Source organism: Streptosporangium sp. NBC_01755, assembly GCF_035917995.1.
Lineage (GTDB): Bacteria > Actinomycetota > Actinomycetes > Streptosporangiales > Streptosporangiaceae > Streptosporangium.
Genome location: NZ_CP109131.1, coordinates 1,108,910 through 1,125,950, shown reverse-complemented (window position 1 = coordinate 1,125,950; position 17,041 = coordinate 1,108,910). Strand labels below are relative to the sequence as shown.

Here is a 17,041-nt window from a genome sequence, read left to right as displayed (position 1 = left end):
CGAATACTTTGAGTGAGACTTTAGCCGGGTGTGGGCACGACGACTCCCAAATCGGGGATCCGCCTGGCTCCCGCCGGGGCGAGGACGTGTTCCACGGCCTCCTGCGACGGCCGGTCCGCGGACGCCGCGGCGATCGCCCCGCTCACCAGGGCGGCGGCGAAGGAGGTCCCGCTCCAGCACGCGTAGCCGCGGAACGCGCCGTGTTCGAGGAAGGTGCTGGACAGCCACTCGCCGCGGGCACACGCGTCGACCCACGGGCCGTACGCCGAGAACGGGGCCCTGTCCCGCTCCGCCGCGTCCAGTGCTCCGACGGCGATCACCCTGGGCGAGGCGGCGGGCCAGAAGGGGCGGTCCGAGGCGGTGTTGCCCGCGCAGGCCACCGTGACCGTGCCGGCCAGTTCCGCCAGGGCGGCCTCCACCAGCGGGGAGGGCCCGTCGTCGAAGGTGTGACCGCCGAAGGACAGGTTGAGCACCCGGGGTGGTTCGGCCCTGAGCCGCTCCAGGACGTGTAGCAGTCCGGCCTCGTCCCCGATGCCGTGGCCGCTCAGCATCCGGATCGGCAGCGGCCTCGCCGCCGGGGCCGACCGCAGGAGCAGTCCGGTGATGAACGTGCCGTGCCCCGCCTGGAGGTCCAACTCGCCGTCACCGTCCGAGTCGGGCACCTCTGCGGAGTCCTGTCCCTGCTCCAGAAACCATGGGCTCTTTCGCCACCACGGGTGCGACGCCAGGCCCGTGTCGGCCAGTGCCACCGTCACGGCGGTCGTGGCGGGCCCGTCCGCGGCGGGCTCGGGCATCGGGAGGGCGGGGCTGGGGAAGGGGCGGGAGGCCGGGCCTCCGAAGTAGAGCGGCTGGCCTGTCAGCACGTGGTTGGGGGAGGCGGGAAATCCCCGCTCCCGTACCGATGCCACCAGGTCGCAGACGTCCACGCCCGACGAGAGCCGTACCCGGTAGATCCCTTGGGTCTCGGTGACGGCGTCGGCCCAGCGGGCGGTGGCCGCCATGCCCGAGGCGTCGGTCAGCAGCTGACCTTTTCTGATCAGAGCGGGCGATCCGGGGATGGGTTCGACCCGTTCGATATCGTTGTCCATCTGGTCCTCCGGGGGTGCTCACCAGCTTGCGGGGTTTTCTTCGCTCCCGAGGATGCCCTGGCCAAGCGTCCGCGTCGCAACATCTTGGTATGACCCCCCTCTGGTGCGACGTCACGACCGACGGTAGTCTCTCCTTCAGTCACTTGTGATCATCCTGGTACGAGGCCGTTGGGGAAGGCGCACCTCGTACGAAACGGGAGGTCCGGTGTCTGCTCGTGGCGTGCTTTACGTCCACTCAGCTCAGCCTGCGCTGTGCCCTCATATTGAATGGGCGGTCGCAGGTGTTCTTGGCGTCCCCGTAGACCTGACATGGACTCCACAGCCCGCCGCGCCCGGTCACGTGCGCGCACAGGCCGAGTGGGAGGCCCGTGTGGGTACCGCGGCGGCCGTCACCTCGTCCCTGATGGGCTGGCAGCGGATCCGCTTCGAGATCACCGAGGATGCCTCACCGGGTGTCGACGGGTCCCGGCACGCCTACACCCCGTCTCTCGGGGCCTTCACGGCCGTTGTCGGAGCCACGGGCGACATCCTGGTCCCGGAGGACCGGCTGCGCTCCGCCATGCTGATGGCACGCCAGGGCCGCGTGGTGCTGGAGGAGGAGATCGACCGCCTGCTGGGCAAGCAGTGGGACGCCGAACTGGAGTCGTTCCGCTACGCGGGGGAGGGCGCGCCGGTCCGCTGGCTGCACGCCGCCGTCTGACCCCGCCGTCTGACCCCGCCGTCTGACCTCGCCGTCTGACCTCGCACGTCCCGCCGGACCCGGCCGGTCCCGCGCCCACGTCGATGTGACCGGCCCGTATCCGCCCTGACGACCGCCCTCTGCCGGGGCAGTGGCCGATCATGCTCACGTCGTGCCGAAGGACACATCGGAGTTTCTCGCCGGATTCCGCAACTTTCGATGCCTTTATCGCGACATAGAGGGGTATCGGAATCTGGATCGTCGGGAGTGGGCGTGTCACTGCGTGTCGGAGACCCTCAGCGGATCGGTGGCTACTGGCTCGCGGGGCGCCTGGGTGAGGACGGGCAGGGAGTCGTCTACGACGCCTACGACGAGACGGGCGGCAGAGTCGCGATCAAGGTTCTGTGTGCCGGCGGCAGGGCGGATCCGCAACTGCGGGGACGCTTCGCCAAGGAGGTCGCCGCCACCCAGAAGGTCTCCTCCTTCTGCACCGCGAGGGTCATCGAGGCCCACCCCGAGGCGTCCCCGCCCTACATCGTCAGTGAGTTCGTCCACGGCCCGACGCTGAAGCAGGCGGTCACGACCGCCGGGCCCTATCACGGCGACGGGCTCCACCGCCTGGCCACCGCCACGACGGTCCACGCCCTGAGCCCCGACGGCCGGATGCGTGCCGACGTGAACGAGAACGAGGTCCGTGTCTGGGAGGCCGGCACACGCGAGCTACTCCACACCTTCACCACGACCGGCAAGGCGGCCTTCGCAGCATCCCTGAGCCCGGACGGCACCAGGCTCGCCACGGCCGCCGGTGACGGGTTGAGGCTCTGGGACCTCGCCTCGGGAAAGCAGGTCGGCGCCGCGTTCGGTGACGCGTCCTACCTTGAGCACGCGGAGAAGCTGGAGTTCGGCCCCAGCGGACGCCTGCTCGTGGTCAGCGATGGCGGCGAGCTGCCGCAGGGCCAGTTGTGGGACGTGGACAGCCGGCAGCGGATCCTGCCGCCGACGACGCTGACCTACCTTGACGTGGTCGCCCTGTCCGTCGACGACAGGGCCGTCATATCGGGTATCCCGCCGACCGGCGTCAGCGACACGGGGCCGACGACCGAGCTGTGGGATCTCCGCACCCGGACGCGGGTGCCGGCACCGTGGCTTTCCCAGGGCGGCTCCTTCCCCATGGCGTTCAGCCCCGACGGCAGGACGCTGGTGAGCACGACGTTCGACCAGGCTCGGACGGAGTGGCGGGCGGAGCTGTGGGATGTCGCCTCCGGCAGGCGGTCGGCCGGAAACCTCACGCGGTCGCGGTCGATTCCGCGGTTCGCCTTCAGCGCCGACGGCCGCTTCCTCGCCTCCTCCGACGACGAGAGCGCCAGGGTGACGCTCTGGCGGGTGAGCGACCGTCGTGAGCTGGCTCGCTACCCGCTTTCCGGCCTGGGGAGCGTGACGCCCCGCTTCGGGCCTGAGGATCGCACGCTCCGTCTGCTCGGAGACTGGGGTTCGGTGCTGACCCTCGACATCGAGGCCTACACCCATCCGCTGCTCAGCGGCGCCCCCGGCCACGACGCGGTGTTCAGCCCCGACGGGCGCGTCATGGCGGTGGAGGGCAGGGGAGAGGTCCGGTTGTGGGACACGACGCTGCGCAGGCCGCTGGGCGATCCCATCCGGGTGCCGGGGGAGGATTTAACGGGCGGTGACCTGGCGCGGGCCGCCGCGACCTTCAGCAAGGACAGGAAGACCCTCGTCGTCGGCTACGGCACGATGGTGAGCGTGTGGCAGGTCTCCACCCGGCGCATGCTCGCCTCCTTCCCCTACAGCGAGAAGAAGCCGCGGACGGACGCGGCGGTCAGCCCGTACCAGTACGACGGCATCGAGGAACTCGCGCTCAGCCCGGATGGCAGGACCCTCGCCGCCACGTTCTATCTCACCTGCGCGGAGTGCACCGGGCCATTAGGGGCCCTCGCGATCTGGGACCTGCCGAGCGGGCGCCCGATCCGGCTCATCGAGAACAGGAACGTCGCACGCGGCAACAGGCCCGACCTGCCCTACCGCGAGGTCTGCCCCGCGACCGGTACGAGCGCGGGCGCGTGAGGCCAGGAGCCACAACGGGGGAGCCCCCGCCCCGGCTGGACCGGGGCGAGGGCTCGACGAGCCACGTTCAGAGCGGGATGTTGCCGTGCGCGCCCCGGGCGGGGGTCGCCTTGGCCAGGACCTTGGCGATGGCGCCCCGGGTGTCCCCGGGCTTGATGACCTCGTCGATCACGCCGAGCTCGATGGCCCTATCGAGGCCGCCGGCGAGGATCTCATGCTCCTCGGCGAGCCTGGTCTCCAGGGCGGCGCGCTCCTCTTCGGGGGCGGCGGCGAGCTCGCGGCGCTTGAGGATGCGGACCGCGGCGACCGCGCCCATGACCGCGATCTGGGTCGTCGGCCAGCCGAACACCTTGGTCGCGCCCAGCGAGCGGGAGTTCATCGCGATGTAGGCACCGCCGTACGCCTTCCTGGTCACCAGGGTGATCCGCGGCACGGAGGCCTCGGCGAAGGCGTGCAGGAGCTTGGCGCCGCGGCGGACCACGCCGTCGTGCTCCTGCCCGACGCCGGGCAGGTAGCCGGGGACGTCGACCAGGACGACCAGCGGCACCCCGAAGGCATCGCACATCCGGACGAACCGTGCGGCCTTCTCCGCCGAGGTGGAGTCGAGGCAGCCGCCCAGGCGCATCGGGTTGTTGGCCACCACTCCCACGGTCCGGCCCCCGAGGCGGCCCAGAGTGGTGACGATGTTGGGCGCCCACTTGGCGTGCAGCTCCACGCCCGGCTCGTCGAGCAGGCCCTTGATGAGCGGCTTCACGTCGTAGGCGCGGCGCACGTTCTCGGGCAGCAGACCGGAGAAGTCGACCTCTTCGACCTCGGTGCGAACCCGGCCCTGGTGGCCGAGGAGCACCGCGAGGCGGCGGGCCTGCAGGTAGGCCTCCGTCTCGGTCTTGGTGACCACGTGGACGACGCCGCTGCGCTTGCTGTGCGGCTCGGGTCCCCCCAGGCCGGCCATGTCGATCTGCTCGCCGGTGACGCTGCGGACCACGTCGGGACCGGTGACGAAGATACGGCCCTCGTCGGCCAGGATCACGATGTCGGTCAGCGCCGGGCCGTACGCGGCGCCGCCGGCGGCGGGGCCCACGACGACGGACAACTGCGGGATCACGCCTGAGGCACGGGTCATCGCGGCGAAGACGAGGCCGACCGCGTGCAGTGACTCGACACCCTCGGCGAGGCGTGCGCCGCCGGAGTGCCAGACGCCGATGATCGGTACCCGCTCGCGGACCGCGACGTCGTAGGCGTGCACGATGTGCTCGCACCCCTCGCCGCCCATCGCGCCGCCCTGCACGCGGGCGTCACTGACGAACGCGACGACCGGCACGCCCTCCACACGACCCGTCGCGGCGAGCATGCCGCTGCGATCGACCGGCGAGATCAGCCGCAGCGAGCCCTCGTCGAACAGAGCGGAGAGGCGCACCTGGGGGTCACGGGGATCAAGAGACTCCTGTTCGGAGGCCTCGCTCACCACCCCGCTGTCGAGCACAGTCATCACGAGCTCCTGTCAGACGCTGGTGAAGGCCACGGCGACGTCGTGTCCGCCGAACCCGAAGGAGTTGTTGATCGCGGCGATCTGGCCACCGGGCAGAGCACGTGGCTCACCGCGCACGATGTCCACCTCGACGCCGTCGTCGAGGTCGTCCACGTTGATCGTTCCGGGTGCGCGTCGCTCGTGCAGCGCGAGGACGGTGAAGACGGACTCGATGCCGCCGGCACCGCCGAGCAGGTGGCCGGTCATCGACTTGGTGCCGCTGACCAGCGGATGGTCGCCGATGACCTCCTTGATCGCGAACGCCTCCACCACGTCGCCGGCGGGAGTGGAGGTGGAGTGCGCGTTCACGTGCTTGATGTCGCCGCCCGTGAGGCCGGAGTTCTCCAGGGCGCGGCGCATGGCCAGCATGACCCCGGCACCGGTCGGCTCGGGCTGGGCGATGTGGTGGGCGTCGGCCGAGTATCCGACCCCGGCGGCCACCGCGTAGATCGTGGCGCCACGCGCGCGGGCGTGCTCCTCCGACTCCAGCACCAGGATGCCGGCGCCCTCGCCGAGGACGAACCCGTCACGGCCCTTGTCCCACGGCCGGGAGGCGCGCTGGGGCTCGTCGTTACGGGTCGACATGGCGCGCATGGCGGCGAAGGAGCCGATGTTCAGCGGGTGGATGGCGGCCTCGGTGCCGCCTGCCACGACCACGTCGGCCCGGCCGGAGCGGATCATCTCAATGGCGTACCCGATCGACTCGGCGCCGGTGGCGCAGGCGCTCACGGTGGCGTGGACGCCGGCGCGGGCGCCGACCTCGATGCCGATCCAGCCCGCCGCGCCGTTCGGCATCAGCATGGGCACGGTGAACGGTGAGAGCCGCTGCCAGCCCTTCTCCTTGAAGGTGTCGTAGGCGGCGAGGATCGTGGTGATGCCACCGATACCGCTGCCCACGACGACACCGAGCCGCTCGGGGTCGATCTTGTCGATCGCGGCGTGCGCCCACGCCTCGCGGGCCGCGACCAGTGCGAACTGTTCGGTCCGGTCCAGCCGCCGGGACTCCGGCCGAGGCAGCACCTCGGTCGGGTCCACCGCGGCGAAGGCGGCGAACTTCACCGGGACGGAGTCGACCCAGTCTTCGGTGATGTCGCGGACCCCGGACTGACCGGCGAGAAGCGCCGACCAGGACGAGGCGACGTCGCCACCGAGGGGCGTTGTCGCGCCGAGCCCGGTGACGACGACGCGTACCTGGTCTGTACTCACGTTCTGCGCTCCTTGTGAATCGCTGGTCTAGGGGCAAAGGCCGAGACGTCTCAGTTCTGGATGAAGTTGATGACGTCCTTGACGTTCTTGAGGTGCTTGAGCTGGTCGTCCGGGATCTCCACGCCGAATTCGTCCTGGGCGGCGACGGCGATCTCGACCATGGACAGCGAGTCGATGTCGAGGTCGTCGACGAAGCTCTTCTCCGGGGTGACCTCGGAGGCCGGGATTCCGGTTATCTCGTTGACGATCTTGCCAATGCCGGCGAGGATCTCCTGCTCGGTCAGAGCCATGTCGCGTGTTCTCCTTGAAATGGGTTTTCTTCTGGCTTTCCGTGCGGCGGGGCCGTGCGGAAGTTCTAGGGGATCTCGATGACCTGACCGGCGTAGGTCAGGCCCGCGCCGAAGCCCAGCAGCAGGGCGAGCCCGCCGGACCGGACCTCGCCGCGTTCGATCATCCGGGACAGGGCAAGGGGGATCGAGGCGGCCGAGGTGTTGCCCGCCAGGACGATGTCCTTGGCGATGACGGCGTTCTCGGCGCCGAGCTTGCGGGCGATCGTCTCGATGATGCGCAGGTTGGCCTGGTGGGGCACGAAGGCCGCGAGGTCCGCCGGGTCCACCCCGGCACGCTCGCAGATCTCCTTGGCGACGGGGTGGAGTGCGGTGGTCGCCCAGCGGAACACGGTCTGGCCCTCCTGGTGCAGGAAGGAGTCGCGGTCCTTGATGATGATCGCGTCGAACTTGTCGCCGGCGCTGCCCCACACCACGGGACCGATCCCCGGAGTGTCGGAGGGGCCGACGACCGCCGCGCCCGCGCCGTCGGCGAAGATCACCGCAGTGGCCCGGTCGGTCCAGTCGATCCACTGGGAGAGCTTCTCCGTGCCGATGACGAGCACGTTGGTGGCCGAGCCCGCGCGGATCGCGTCGTTGGCGACCGCGAGCGCGTAGCAGAAGCCCGAGCAGGCGGTGTTGACGTCGAACGCGCCGGGTGCGTCGATGCCCAGCCGCGTGGCCACCCGGCCGGCGGCGTTGGGGATCTGCGTCTCCAGCGTGCAGGTGGCGACGATCACCAGGTCGATGTCGGAGACCGACAGGCCGCTCGCGGCGAGGGCCTTGCCGCCCGCCTGCACGGCCAGGTCGATCTCGGACTCGCTGTCCGGGGCGATCCGGCGTTCCTTGATGCCGACGCGGCTCTGGATCCAGGCGTCGTCGGTCTCCATGGTCGCGGCCAGGTCGTCGTTGGTGACCACCTGGGAAGGCTGGTAGTGGCCGAAGGCCAGGATCTTCGCGCCCGGAGAGCCCTGAGAGGTCTTCATACGTCGGTCACCGCTCCTCATTCGACTGGAGAGCGGCTCGTGCGGCTTCCAGATCGTCGGGGGTCTTCAGGGCGACGGTCGTCACCCCGCGCAGAGCACGCTTGGCCAGGCCGGTGAGCGTGCCGCCGGGGACAAGTTCGATCATGGTGGTGACGCCGAGTTCGGCCATCGTGGCCATGCAGGCGTCCCAGCGCACCGGGTTGGCGACCTGGGTGACCAGACGCTCCAGGAACTCGGCGCCGCTTGTGACCGCCGCGCCGTCGTTGTTGGACAGCAGGGTGACGGTGGGGTCGGCGGGGTCGAGGCCCAAGGTGGCCTCACGCAGGCTGTCGACGGCGGAGGCCATGTGCACGGTGTGGAACGCGCCGGCGACCGACAGCGGGATCACCCGGGCGCGGGCGGGCGGTTCCGCCTTGAACGCCGCCAGCTGCTCCAGCGTGCCGCCGATGACGATCTGCCCGGCGCCGTTGACGTTGGCCGGAGTGAGCCCGTTGGCGGCGATGGCCGCGAGGACCTCCTCCTCGACCCCGCCGAGGACGGCGGACATGCCGGTCTCGGTGACGGCCGCGGCCTTGGCCATGGCCTGGCCGCGCTCACGGACGAGGCCGAGGGCCTGTTCGGGAGTGAGCACCCCGGCCAGGGCCGCGGCCGTGAACTCGCCCACGCTGTGCCCGGCGACGATGTCGGGAGAGGCCCCCAGGACCTCGGCGACGGCCAGTCCGGCGGCGACGAGCAGGGGCTGCGCGACGGCGGTGTCACGGATCTCGTCCGCGTCGGCGGTGGTCCCGTAGGCGATCAGATCGAGTCCGGCCAGCTCTGACCAAGCGGTCAGCCGGTCGGTCACGCTCGGCAGTTCGAGCCATGGACCGAGGAAGCCTGGAGTCTGGGCACCCTGGCCCGGAGCGACGATGACGAGCACGAAATCCAGCCTGCCCTGTAGAAGTCCAATACACGGATGGAGATCCAGACGAAGTTTGTCACCACTTTTTTGTAGGGAACCTACAGGGGGAGTTTCGTGGAAGTTAAGTAAAGCCTTCTAGGTAACCGGTGCTTCCGATAGGCGTCCGAGAATCAGTCCCACCTGCAGCGTGAAGGCGGACCGGCCCTCCGTCGGCTGGTAGCCGGTCAGCTCGGTGATCTTGCGCAGGCGGTAGCGCACCGTGTTCGGGTGGACGAACAGCAGCCGGGCCGTCGCCTCCAGGGAGGTGCCCTGTTCCAGGTAGGTCGCCAGGGTGTCGAGCAGTGGCGTGCCGATCAGCGGCAGGTAGACGTTCTCGATCAGCTGTGCCCTGGCGTCGGCGTCACCGTCGAGGGCCCGTTCGGCCAGCAGGTCCTCGGCGTGGACCGGCCTGGGCGCGTCCGGCCACCCCGCGGCGGCCCGCAGCCCGGCCATCGCCGCCCGCGCGGATCTGGCGGCCGAGTGCAGGTCCGCCACCTCGGGCCCGATCACGATCGGCCCGTCTCCGAAACGCGGCACCACGTGCCTGGCAGCGGCGGCGACGCTGTCCGCACCGCCCACGATCACGATCAGCCGGTCGCCCTGCACCCCGGCCAGCATGTCCAGACCAGACCTGCGGCCCCGGTCGCGCAACGTGTCTATCACCGCCTGCGGGTCGTCGTCGGGTGTCTGTCCCGCCAGCACCACGACGGGGGTGGAGGTCCAGCCGAGCGCGGCGGCCCACGAGTGCAGGCCGTCGTCGACCTCCCCCCTGACCAGGGCGTCCACGATCAGCGCTTCCAGTCGAGCGTCCCAGGCGCCGCGGGCCTCGGCCTCCCGCGCGTACACCTGCGCGGCGGCGAACGCGACGTCGCGGGTGTAGCGGAGCATCGCCTGCTGGAGCTGGTCATCCCCGCCGGGCGCCGCCAGTTCTTCGGTCTGTGCCTCGACCACCTCGACCACGACCCGCACGATGTCGACCGTCTGCTGCAGCGAGATGGACCGCTTCAGCTCCCTGGGCGCGGTGCCGAAGAACTCGATGCTGGGCGTCGGGCGGCCTTCGCCGGCGTGTTGGAACCACTCCACGAAGGCGGCGATCCCGGCCTGGGCGACCAGTCCGACCCAGGACCTGTCCTCTGCGGAAAGGGCGCGGAACCACATCAGCCGGTCGTCCATCCGGGCCATGGCGGCCGTGCTCAGCGTGCCCATGGCCCGCTCCAGCCGACGTGTGGTGTCCTCCCTGACCCGGTCGGAGTCGAGATCTCTCCCGTCCGACCCGGCCACGACGTCGCTGTGCCTGACCGCTCGCTCGATCCGTTCCCTCACGTCACCAAGAGTGCCAGGTCGTCGGAGATGCGCCAGCCACTGTTCCGGACAGCGCAGCACCCTCGATCTTGTACATCCGGTATGACCGGGTCCCCTACGGCGGACGCGGCCGAGTGGCGGCCGACCGCGCTCAGCCGACCACGTGCTCATATGGCCGTGCTCAGCCGACCGTGCGCTCAGACGACCGCGACGGCGGTGATCAGTCCGATGGCCAGGTGGGTGACCGCCAGCAGCCGGGCGCCTGGCTGGAGCTCCGCCTCCTTGACCAGATCGCGTACCGAGATCCCCGCCACCCTGTCGAACGCGATCATCGCCACGGTCTGCACGGCGATGCCGACCAGGCCGAAGACCAGCGTCGCGAGCAGGCCCTCGTGCAGGGCTCCGCCCGAGGACCAGATGGAGGCCGCGACGATCAGCCCGACGGCGGCCAGTCCCGAGCAGGCCAGCAGTGTGGCGTTGGGGTTACGGTCCTCCTTGATCAGCCGGCTGAGCTTGCCGGGGATGGCCATGTCGATCACGTAGAAGCCGATGATCAGCAGGATCACGCCGAGGGCGGCGTAGGAGGCGATCGCGAGCGCGCCGCGCCCGAGGATTTCGGCGATTGAGAGCGTCTCGCCGCCGGTCACGGAGGGCGGGAGCGTCACGGCCGGGATGGGGGTGGGACTCATGGCTTGATTCTCTTTTCAGGACTCAGAGCTCGATGCGGTGCGGAACGAATGACGACGTGTCGTCGGTGATGAACCCTGAGGTCTCGCGGATGCCGACACCCGCCGCCTCGTCGTGGACCACCCAGGCGCCGAGCACGGGGCGCCAGCCGTCGAAGACGGGCAGCGCCTGGAACTCCTGGTAGACGTGCCCTTCGGCGCCGTAGCCACCCGAGGTCTCGACGCGCTCGCCGGGGGCGACGATCCGCATGCTCGCGCCCTCGCGGCCGAGCAGCGGCTTGGCGATGTACGAGGACATGCAGCGGGGGCCGTCGAGATAGGCGGGCAGCAGGTTCGGGTGGTCCGGATACAGCTCCCAGAGCACCGCGAGCAGCGCCTTGTTGGACAGCAGCATCTTCCACAGTGGCTCGATCCAGGTCGTGGAGACCTGCTGGCGCACCGCCCGCGTGCCGAACGGGTCGGCGATCGCCCACTCCCACGGGTACAGCTTGCAGAGCGTGCGGATCACCCGGCGCTCCATGTCGACGAAGCGGAGGTTGAGGTCGTCCCAGCCGATGTCCTCCATGGCCACCGCGACGGTCTTGAGCCCGGCCTGGTCGGCGGTCTCCTGCAGGTAGGCGAGGGTCATCGCCTCCTCACCTGAGGCGTCCATGTTGGTCCAGGCGAAGTGCGCGGGCCCGGTGGGCAGGCTGGTCGAGATCTGCTGCCACCTGGCGATCAGTCGTTCGTGTATGGAGTTCCACTGGTCGTCGTCGGGGTAGCGGTCGCGCAGCCAGAACCACTGCACCACCGAGCTTTCCAGAAGGCTGGTGGGGGTGTCGGCGTTGTACTCCAGCATCTTGGCCGGCCCGGTCCCGTCGTAGCGCAGGTCGAACCGGCCGAACAGGTGCGGGTCGTTCCGCCCCCAGGAGGCGGCGATCTCCGGGGCCACCCAGTCCGGGATCGCGAAGTCGGCGTAGCGGTTCTTCTCGATGACGTGCTCCACGGCGTGCAGGCACATCCGGTGCAGCTCCTCGACCTGGTTCTCCAGGTCCAGGACCTCGTCCATGGAGAAGACGTACTGCACGGTCTCGTCCCAGTACGGGCGGACGAGGCCTTCGGGGTGTGCCGAGCGGTGGTAGGCCAGTCCGTGGCCTTCGATGATGCTCTCCCAGCCGTCGCGGGGGAGCGAGGTCTCGCGTCTCATCTGTGCCGGATCAGCTCCCGCCGCCCGACCCGCTGCGCCCGCCGAAGCCGCCCCGCTGGATCACGGTGCCCTTCCGGCTGGTGATCTTGACGTCCGAGGGGCGCACCGTGGTCCCCTGCTGGATGTAGGCGCCGCTCCTGACGCCGCCGTAGTACCAGCTGTAGGCGCCCCGTGACCCGTGGTAGCGGTTGTCGTCGCAGAGGTCCTCGTCCACCACCTCGTACGTGCCGTCAGGCTGGCGGCTGTTGAGGTCGACGCACTCGGCGCCTACCTCCTCGTAGTCCTGCTGCGCGGAGCAGTAGCCGACCAGAAGCAGCGACACGACGCCGATCCCGGTGATGGTGACCACCTTGGAAGCCTTGAACCCCGAGGGCTTGGCGGGTGGTTTGCCGGGAAGATTCTGTGGTGCGGCCAGTGGGTGTTTTGGTGGTTGGGCCATTGAGCTCCAATGAGATGCGTCGCACTAGGGTATCGATGCTGTTTTGTCGGTTCAACCACCGTATGGAGCCATGGCGGAGCCGCCGGTGTTCGCGCATGGAGAATCGAGCTCCATCGGCTCGGCGAGACCGCACTGCCCCGCCTGGAGACCTGCGGGCACTGGGAAGGGCGCGTCAGGAGTTGGGGCAGGTGATCCCCTTCGCCGGAACCTTCCCGTCGATCAGGTAGGCGTCGGTCACCTTTCCGATGCAGGCGTCGCCGGACAGGTAGGCGCCGTGCCCCTCGCCCTTGTAGGTCACCAGCACGCCCGTCCTGAGTTCCGAGGTCAGTTTCGGAGCCCACTCGTACGGTGTGGCGGGGTCGCCCGTGCCACCGATCACCATGATCGGAGCCGAGCCCGTGGCGTTGACCCGCCTGGCCTCGTCGCTGCCGGGAACCGGCCACATCGAGCAGATCAGACCCATGCCGGTGCCGCCGAACAGCGGGGAGACCCTCATCGTCTCGGCCTCCAGGGCTGCCAGCTGCTCGGGAGTGGGCCGTTCCGCGGTGTCGACGCAGCTGATCGCCGGGAAGCTGCTCATGAGCGTCGTGTAGCTGCCGTCGGGCAGGCGGCCGTTGTAGCTGTCGGCCAGCGCCAGCAGGATCCGGCCGTCATCCTTGATCGCCTGACCCAGCGCCTGGTCCAGCAGCGGCCAGGTCATCTCCGAATACAGCGCGGCGGCGATGCCGGTGCCCGCCAGCCCCTGCGTCAGGGTACGGTCGCGGACCTCGAGCGGCTCGTCCTTCAGGTCGTCCATGAGTTTCACGACGTTCTTGTTCGCGATGGTCGCGTCGGTGCCGATCTCGCACTGGCCGGGCTCCTTCACGCAGTCCTTCAGGAAGGCGTTGTAGGCGTGCTGGAAGCCCTTCGTCTGGACCAGCGTTCGATCGGCCATGGACACGCTCGGGTCCAGCGGGGCGTCCAGCACGAACCGGCCCACGTTCTTCGGGAACCTGGTCGCGTAGACCGCGCCGAGCTGCGTCCCGTACGAGATGCCGAAGTAGTTCAGCTGTCTTTCGCCCAGGGCCTCGCGGAGGCGGTCCATGTCCGCGGCGGCGTTCACGGTGCCGACATAGGGCAGAAGCCTGCCCGAGGTCTGCCCGCAGGCCGTCACGAACTCCTTGGTGGTCAGCCGGATCTGGGCGCGTTCGGCGTCGTTGGTGGGCAGGGTGTTCATCGAGGTGAACTTGTCCATCATCGCGTTGCCGTCGCACCTGACGCCCGAACTGCGGCCGACTCCGCGGGGATCGAAGCTGACCAGGTCGTAGCGGCGGTTCAGATTGGTGAAGGCCTTGGCGGCCTGGGCGAGGGTGTCGACGCCCGAGGCGCCGGGACCGCCGAAGTTGAAGACCAGCGAGCCGATCCGCGCACCGGGGCCCGTGGCCTTGACGCGGATGACGGCCATGTCGATGGACTCGCCGTTCGGTTTGGCGTAGTCGAGCGGGACCTTGAGCCTCCCGCACTGCTGCGTGCGGTCGGGCGCCGCGGGGGGCTGGCCGCCGGGTCGCTGGATGTCGGTGCAGGGACCCCAGACGATCGTCTTCGAGGGCGTCCCCGAGGGCGTGACCGTTGCCGCGGTGGCGGTCGGCGCGGAGATGTCCGAGACGGCGCGGTTCCCGTAGCCGCCGCAGGCGGCGAGCGCGGTTGACAGGGCCGTGACCGTCGCGGCCGCCCTAAGGATTCTTGCCATGAAACAGCTCCCCCTGGAATCGTTCGCCGGGGGAAGCGATTCCACCCTAACCGGGCGGGCCCCCCTGGAAAAGGAGAACCCGCCCGGAAAGGATCACACTCCCATGGACTGGGTGTCGTTGCTCTCGGCGCCCCCGGCCTCGGTCACGCCGTTCTTCAGGTGGTACATGGCGATGGCGTCGCCCAGCACCTCGGAGTCGAGCTCACCGCGCTCGACCAGCTGGGTGAGCACGGCCAGGGTGATCGAGGCCGCGTCCACGTGGAAGTGGCGGCGCAGCGCCGACCGGGTGTCCGACAGGCCGAAGCCGTCGGTGCCGAGCGAGCTCCAGTCACCGGGAACCCACTGGGCGATCTGGTCCTGGACCGCCCGCATGTAGTCGCTCACGCCCACGAACGGCCCCTGGGCCTTCGACAGCGCCTGCGTGATGTACGGCACGCGCTTGTCCGCCCCGGGGTTGAGCAGGTTGTGCTCCTCGGCGGCGAGCGCGTCACGGCGCAGCTCCGTCCAGGAGGTGGCCGACCAGACCTCCGCCGCCACACCCCAGTCCTCGGCCAGCAACCGCTGGGCCTCCACGGCCCACGGCCCGGCCACGCCGGACACCAGGATGTTGGCCTTCGGCCCCGAGACGGCCGGAGCCGGGGCGAACCTGTACAGACCCTTGAGCAGGCCCGCCACGTCCAGGTCCGCGGGCTCGGCGGGCTGGAGGTAGGGCTCGTTGTAGACGGTCAGGTAGTAGAAGACGTTCTCCGGTTGCTCGCCGTACATCCTCCGCAGGCCGTCCTGGACGATGTGGGCCACCTCGAACCCCCACGACGGGTCGTACGAGACCGCCGCCGGGTTCGTCGAGGCGATCAGCGGGGTGTGGCCGTCCTCGTGCTGCAGGCCCTCGCCGTTCAGCGTGGTGCGGCCTGCGGTGGCGCCGAGCAGGAAGCCGCGGCCCATCTGGTCGGCGAGCTGCCACATCTGGTCGGCGGTGCGCTGCCAGCCGAACATCGAGTAGAAGATGTAGATCGGGATCATGTGCTCGCCGTGCGTGGCGTACGACGAGCCGACCGCGATCGTGGAGGCCATCGAGCCCGACTCGCTGATGCCCTCGTGCAGGATCTGGCCCTCGGTCGACTCCTTGTACGACAGCAGCAGCTCGCGGTCGACCGCCTCGTACGTCTGGCCGTGCGGCGAGTAGATCTTCGCCGTCGGGAAGATCGCGTCGAGACCGAAGGTACGCGCCTCGTCAGGGATGATCGGCACGAAGCGGTGGCCGATCTCCTTGTCGCGCATGAGGTCCTTGAGCAGGCGGACGAACGCCATGGTGGTGGCGACGTTCTGCTTGCCGGAGCCCTTCTTCAGCTGTGCGTAGGCGGCGTCGCCGGGAAGTTTGACCGGCTTGGCGCGCATCACGCGCTTGGGCAGGAAACCGCCCAGGGCCGCGCGCCGCTCCTTCATGTACTGGATCTCGGGGTCGTTCTCGCCCGGGTGGAAGTACGGAGGAAGGTCGGCTTCGAGGGCGGAGTCGGGGATCGGCAGGTAGAGCCGGTCGCGGAACTCCTTCAGGTCGGCCTTGGACAGCTTCTTCATCTGGTGCGTCGCGTTGCGCGCCTCGAAGTCCTTGCCGAGGGTCCAGCCCTTGATGGTCTGGGCGAGGATGACGGTCGGCTGGCCGACGTGCTCGCGGGCCGACTTGTAGGCCGCGTAAACCTTGCGGTAGTCGTGGCCGCCGCGCGACAGCTTGCGGATGTCCTCGTCCGAGAGGTGCTCGACCATCTTGCGCAGGCGCGGGTCGTCACCGAAGAAGTTCTCGCGGATGTACTCGCCGGACTCGACGGAGTAGGTCTGGAACTGGCCGTCGGGGACGGTGTTCATCTTGTTGACCAGCACGCCGTCGACGTCGGCCGCCAGCAGCGGATCCCAGTCGCGGCCCCAGACGACCTTGATGACGTTCCAGCCGGCGCCACGGAAGTAGGACTCCAGCTCCTGGATGATCTTTCCGTTGCCGCGCACCGGGCCGTCGAGACGCTGCAGGTTGCAGTTGATGACGAAGGTGAGGTTGTCGAGTTCCTCACGGGCCGCCAGGCCGATCGCGCCGAGCGACTCGGGCTCGTCCATCTCGCCGTCACCGAGGTAGCACCAGACGTGGCTCCGGCTGGTGTCCTTGATCTTCCGGTTCAGCAGGTAGCGGTTGAACCGGGCCTGATAGATCGCCCCGATCGGCCCGAGACCCATGGAGACCGTGGGGAACTCCCAGAAGTCGGGCATCAGGCGGGGGTGCGGGTAGGAGGGCAGGCCCTTGAAACCGTGCGAGAGCTCTTGGCGGAAGGCGTCGAGCTGGGCCTCCTTGAGGCGGCCCTCAAGGAAGGCGCGGGCGTAGATGCCCGGTGCGGCGTGGCCCTGGAAGAAGACCTGGTCTCCGGACTCGCCGTGATCCTTGCCGCGGAAGAAGTGGTTGAAACCCACCTCGTAGAGCGACGCGGCCGAGGCATAGGTGGCGATGTGCCCGCCGACGTTGGTGCGGGCGTTGGCCCGGGTCACCATGACCGCCGCGTTCCAGCGCGTATAGGCGCGGATCCGGCGCTCGACGTACTCGTCGCCCGGGAACCAGGGCTCACGTTCCGGCGGGATGGTGTTGATGTAGTCGGTGCTGCGCAGGCCGGGCACACCGACCTGGTGCTCCCGGGCCCGTTCCAACAGCCGAAGCATCAGATAACGAGCACGAGTGCGACCTTCCGTCTTGATGACGTTGTCGAGCGACTCGAGCCACTCCTGGGTCTCACTGGGGTCGACATCAGGAAGCTGGCTGGGTAGGCCGTCGCTGATGATCGAGAAACGCTGGCGTCCGGAAGCCACTGGGTCTCGCCTTCCGAGGATGG

At 69.4% G+C, this 17,041-nt stretch carries 14 protein-coding genes; 2 read left to right on the top strand and 12 right to left on the bottom strand.

Annotated elements, in window-relative coordinates:
- Window positions 1–20: 20 nt before the first annotated feature.
- Window positions 21–1,088 (bottom strand): S8 family peptidase, encoded by a 1,068-nt coding sequence (locus OG884_RS04785; RefSeq protein WP_326642531.1) that lies wholly within the window; start codon window positions 1,086–1,088, stop codon window positions 21–23.
- A 205-nt stretch (window positions 1,089–1,293) separates the two neighbouring features.
- On the opposite strand from OG884_RS04785, the gene OG884_RS04780 reads away from it, so the two are divergent.
- Both OG884_RS04780 and OG884_RS04775 read left to right on the top strand, forming a co-directional pair.
- Window positions 1,294–1,788, top strand: a complete 495-nt coding sequence (locus OG884_RS04780) for a DUF3145 domain-containing protein (protein WP_326642529.1) — start codon at window positions 1,294–1,296, stop codon at window positions 1,786–1,788.
- A 252-nt stretch (window positions 1,789–2,040) separates the two neighbouring features.
- On the top strand, window positions 2,041–3,849 hold the full coding sequence (locus tag OG884_RS04775; RefSeq protein ID WP_326642527.1) for a WD40 repeat domain-containing protein: 1,809 nt from the start codon (window positions 2,041–2,043) through the stop codon (window positions 3,847–3,849).
- A 67-nt stretch (window positions 3,850–3,916) separates the two neighbouring features.
- Here OG884_RS04775 and OG884_RS04770 read toward each other — a convergent pair whose 3' ends face one another.
- From OG884_RS04770 to aceE, 11 genes are all read right to left on the bottom strand, one after another.
- The gene (locus OG884_RS04770) at window positions 3,917–5,338 is read right to left on the bottom strand and encodes an acyl-CoA carboxylase subunit beta (RefSeq protein ID WP_326642525.1); all 1,422 of its coding nucleotides are present in this window, start codon (window positions 5,336–5,338) and stop codon (window positions 3,917–3,919) included.
- A 12-nt stretch (window positions 5,339–5,350) separates the two neighbouring features.
- On the bottom strand, window positions 5,351–6,583 hold the full coding sequence (fabF, locus tag OG884_RS04765) for a beta-ketoacyl-ACP synthase II (RefSeq protein WP_326642523.1): 1,233 nt from the start codon (window positions 6,581–6,583) through the stop codon (window positions 5,351–5,353).
- Window positions 6,584–6,633: 50 nt separating this feature from the next.
- Window positions 6,634–6,873: an acyl carrier protein gene (locus OG884_RS04760; protein ID WP_030920149.1), complete on the bottom strand. Its 240-nt coding sequence runs from the start codon at window positions 6,871–6,873 to the stop codon at window positions 6,634–6,636.
- Window positions 6,874–6,938: 65 nt separating this feature from the next.
- Window positions 6,939–7,895 carry a beta-ketoacyl-ACP synthase III gene (locus tag OG884_RS04755; protein WP_326642520.1) on the bottom strand — a complete coding sequence of 319 codons (957 nt, stop codon included), beginning with the start codon at window positions 7,893–7,895 and terminating at the stop codon, window positions 6,939–6,941.
- A gap of 7 nt (window positions 7,896–7,902) precedes the next feature.
- Window positions 7,903–8,814 carry an ACP S-malonyltransferase gene (locus OG884_RS04750; protein ID WP_326642518.1) on the bottom strand — a complete coding sequence of 304 codons (912 nt, stop codon included), beginning with the start codon at window positions 8,812–8,814 and terminating at the stop codon, window positions 7,903–7,905.
- Window positions 8,815–8,931: 117 nt separating this feature from the next.
- Window positions 8,932–10,041: a PucR family transcriptional regulator gene (locus OG884_RS04745; RefSeq protein ID WP_326646855.1), complete on the bottom strand. Its 1,110-nt coding sequence runs from the start codon at window positions 10,039–10,041 to the stop codon at window positions 8,932–8,934.
- Window positions 10,042–10,334: 293 nt separating this feature from the next.
- Window positions 10,335–10,826 carry a DUF350 domain-containing protein gene (locus tag OG884_RS04740; RefSeq protein ID WP_326642516.1) on the bottom strand — a complete coding sequence of 164 codons (492 nt, stop codon included), beginning with the start codon at window positions 10,824–10,826 and terminating at the stop codon, window positions 10,335–10,337.
- Between the two features lie 22 nt (window positions 10,827–10,848).
- Window positions 10,849–12,009 carry a glutathionylspermidine synthase family protein gene (locus OG884_RS04735; protein ID WP_326642515.1) on the bottom strand — a complete coding sequence of 387 codons (1,161 nt, stop codon included), beginning with the start codon at window positions 12,007–12,009 and terminating at the stop codon, window positions 10,849–10,851.
- A 10-nt stretch (window positions 12,010–12,019) separates the two neighbouring features.
- Complete coding sequence (locus tag OG884_RS04730) at window positions 12,020–12,448, bottom strand: hypothetical protein (protein WP_326642513.1); 429 nt, start codon at window positions 12,446–12,448, stop codon at window positions 12,020–12,022.
- Between the two features lie 172 nt (window positions 12,449–12,620).
- A complete protein-coding gene (locus OG884_RS04725; RefSeq protein ID WP_326642511.1) occupies window positions 12,621–14,177 on the bottom strand; it encodes an alpha/beta hydrolase in 1,557 nt (518 codons plus the stop codon).
- 93 nt (window positions 14,178–14,270) lie between these two features.
- The gene (aceE, locus tag OG884_RS04720; protein WP_442811633.1) at window positions 14,271–17,018 is read right to left on the bottom strand and encodes a pyruvate dehydrogenase (acetyl-transferring), homodimeric type; all 2,748 of its coding nucleotides are present in this window, start codon (window positions 17,016–17,018) and stop codon (window positions 14,271–14,273) included.
- Window positions 17,019–17,041 lie beyond the last annotated feature (23 nt).

Excerpts from the sequence above, each read along its gene's own strand:
- OG884_RS04740 (WP_326642516.1), bottom strand. The coding sequence starts at position 10,826 with ATGAGTCCCACCCCCATCCCGGCCGTGACGCTCCCGCCCTCCGTGACC.
- OG884_RS04755 (WP_326642520.1), bottom strand. The coding sequence starts at position 7,895 with ATGAAGACCTCTCAGGGCTCTCCGGGCGCGAAGATCCTGGCCTTCGGC.
- OG884_RS04760 (WP_030920149.1), bottom strand. The coding sequence starts at position 6,873 with ATGGCTCTGACCGAGCAGGAGATCCTCGCCGGCATTGGCAAGATCGTC.
- OG884_RS04735 (WP_326642515.1), bottom strand. The coding sequence starts at position 12,009 with ATGAGACGCGAGACCTCGCTCCCCCGCGACGGCTGGGAGAGCATCATC.
- OG884_RS04770 (WP_326642525.1), bottom strand. The coding sequence starts at position 5,338 with ATGACTGTGCTCGACAGCGGGGTGGTGAGCGAGGCCTCCGAACAGGAG.
- OG884_RS04725 (WP_326642511.1), bottom strand. The coding sequence starts at position 14,177 with ATGGCAAGAATCCTTAGGGCGGCCGCGACGGTCACGGCCCTGTCAACC.
- OG884_RS04730 (WP_326642513.1), bottom strand. The coding sequence starts at position 12,448 with ATGGCCCAACCACCAAAACACCCACTGGCCGCACCACAGAATCTTCCC.
- OG884_RS04745 (WP_326646855.1), bottom strand. The coding sequence starts at position 10,041 with ATGGGCACGCTGAGCACGGCCGCCATGGCCCGGATGGACGACCGGCTG.
- OG884_RS04785 (WP_326642531.1), bottom strand. The coding sequence starts at position 1,088 with ATGGACAACGATATCGAACGGGTCGAACCCATCCCCGGATCGCCCGCT.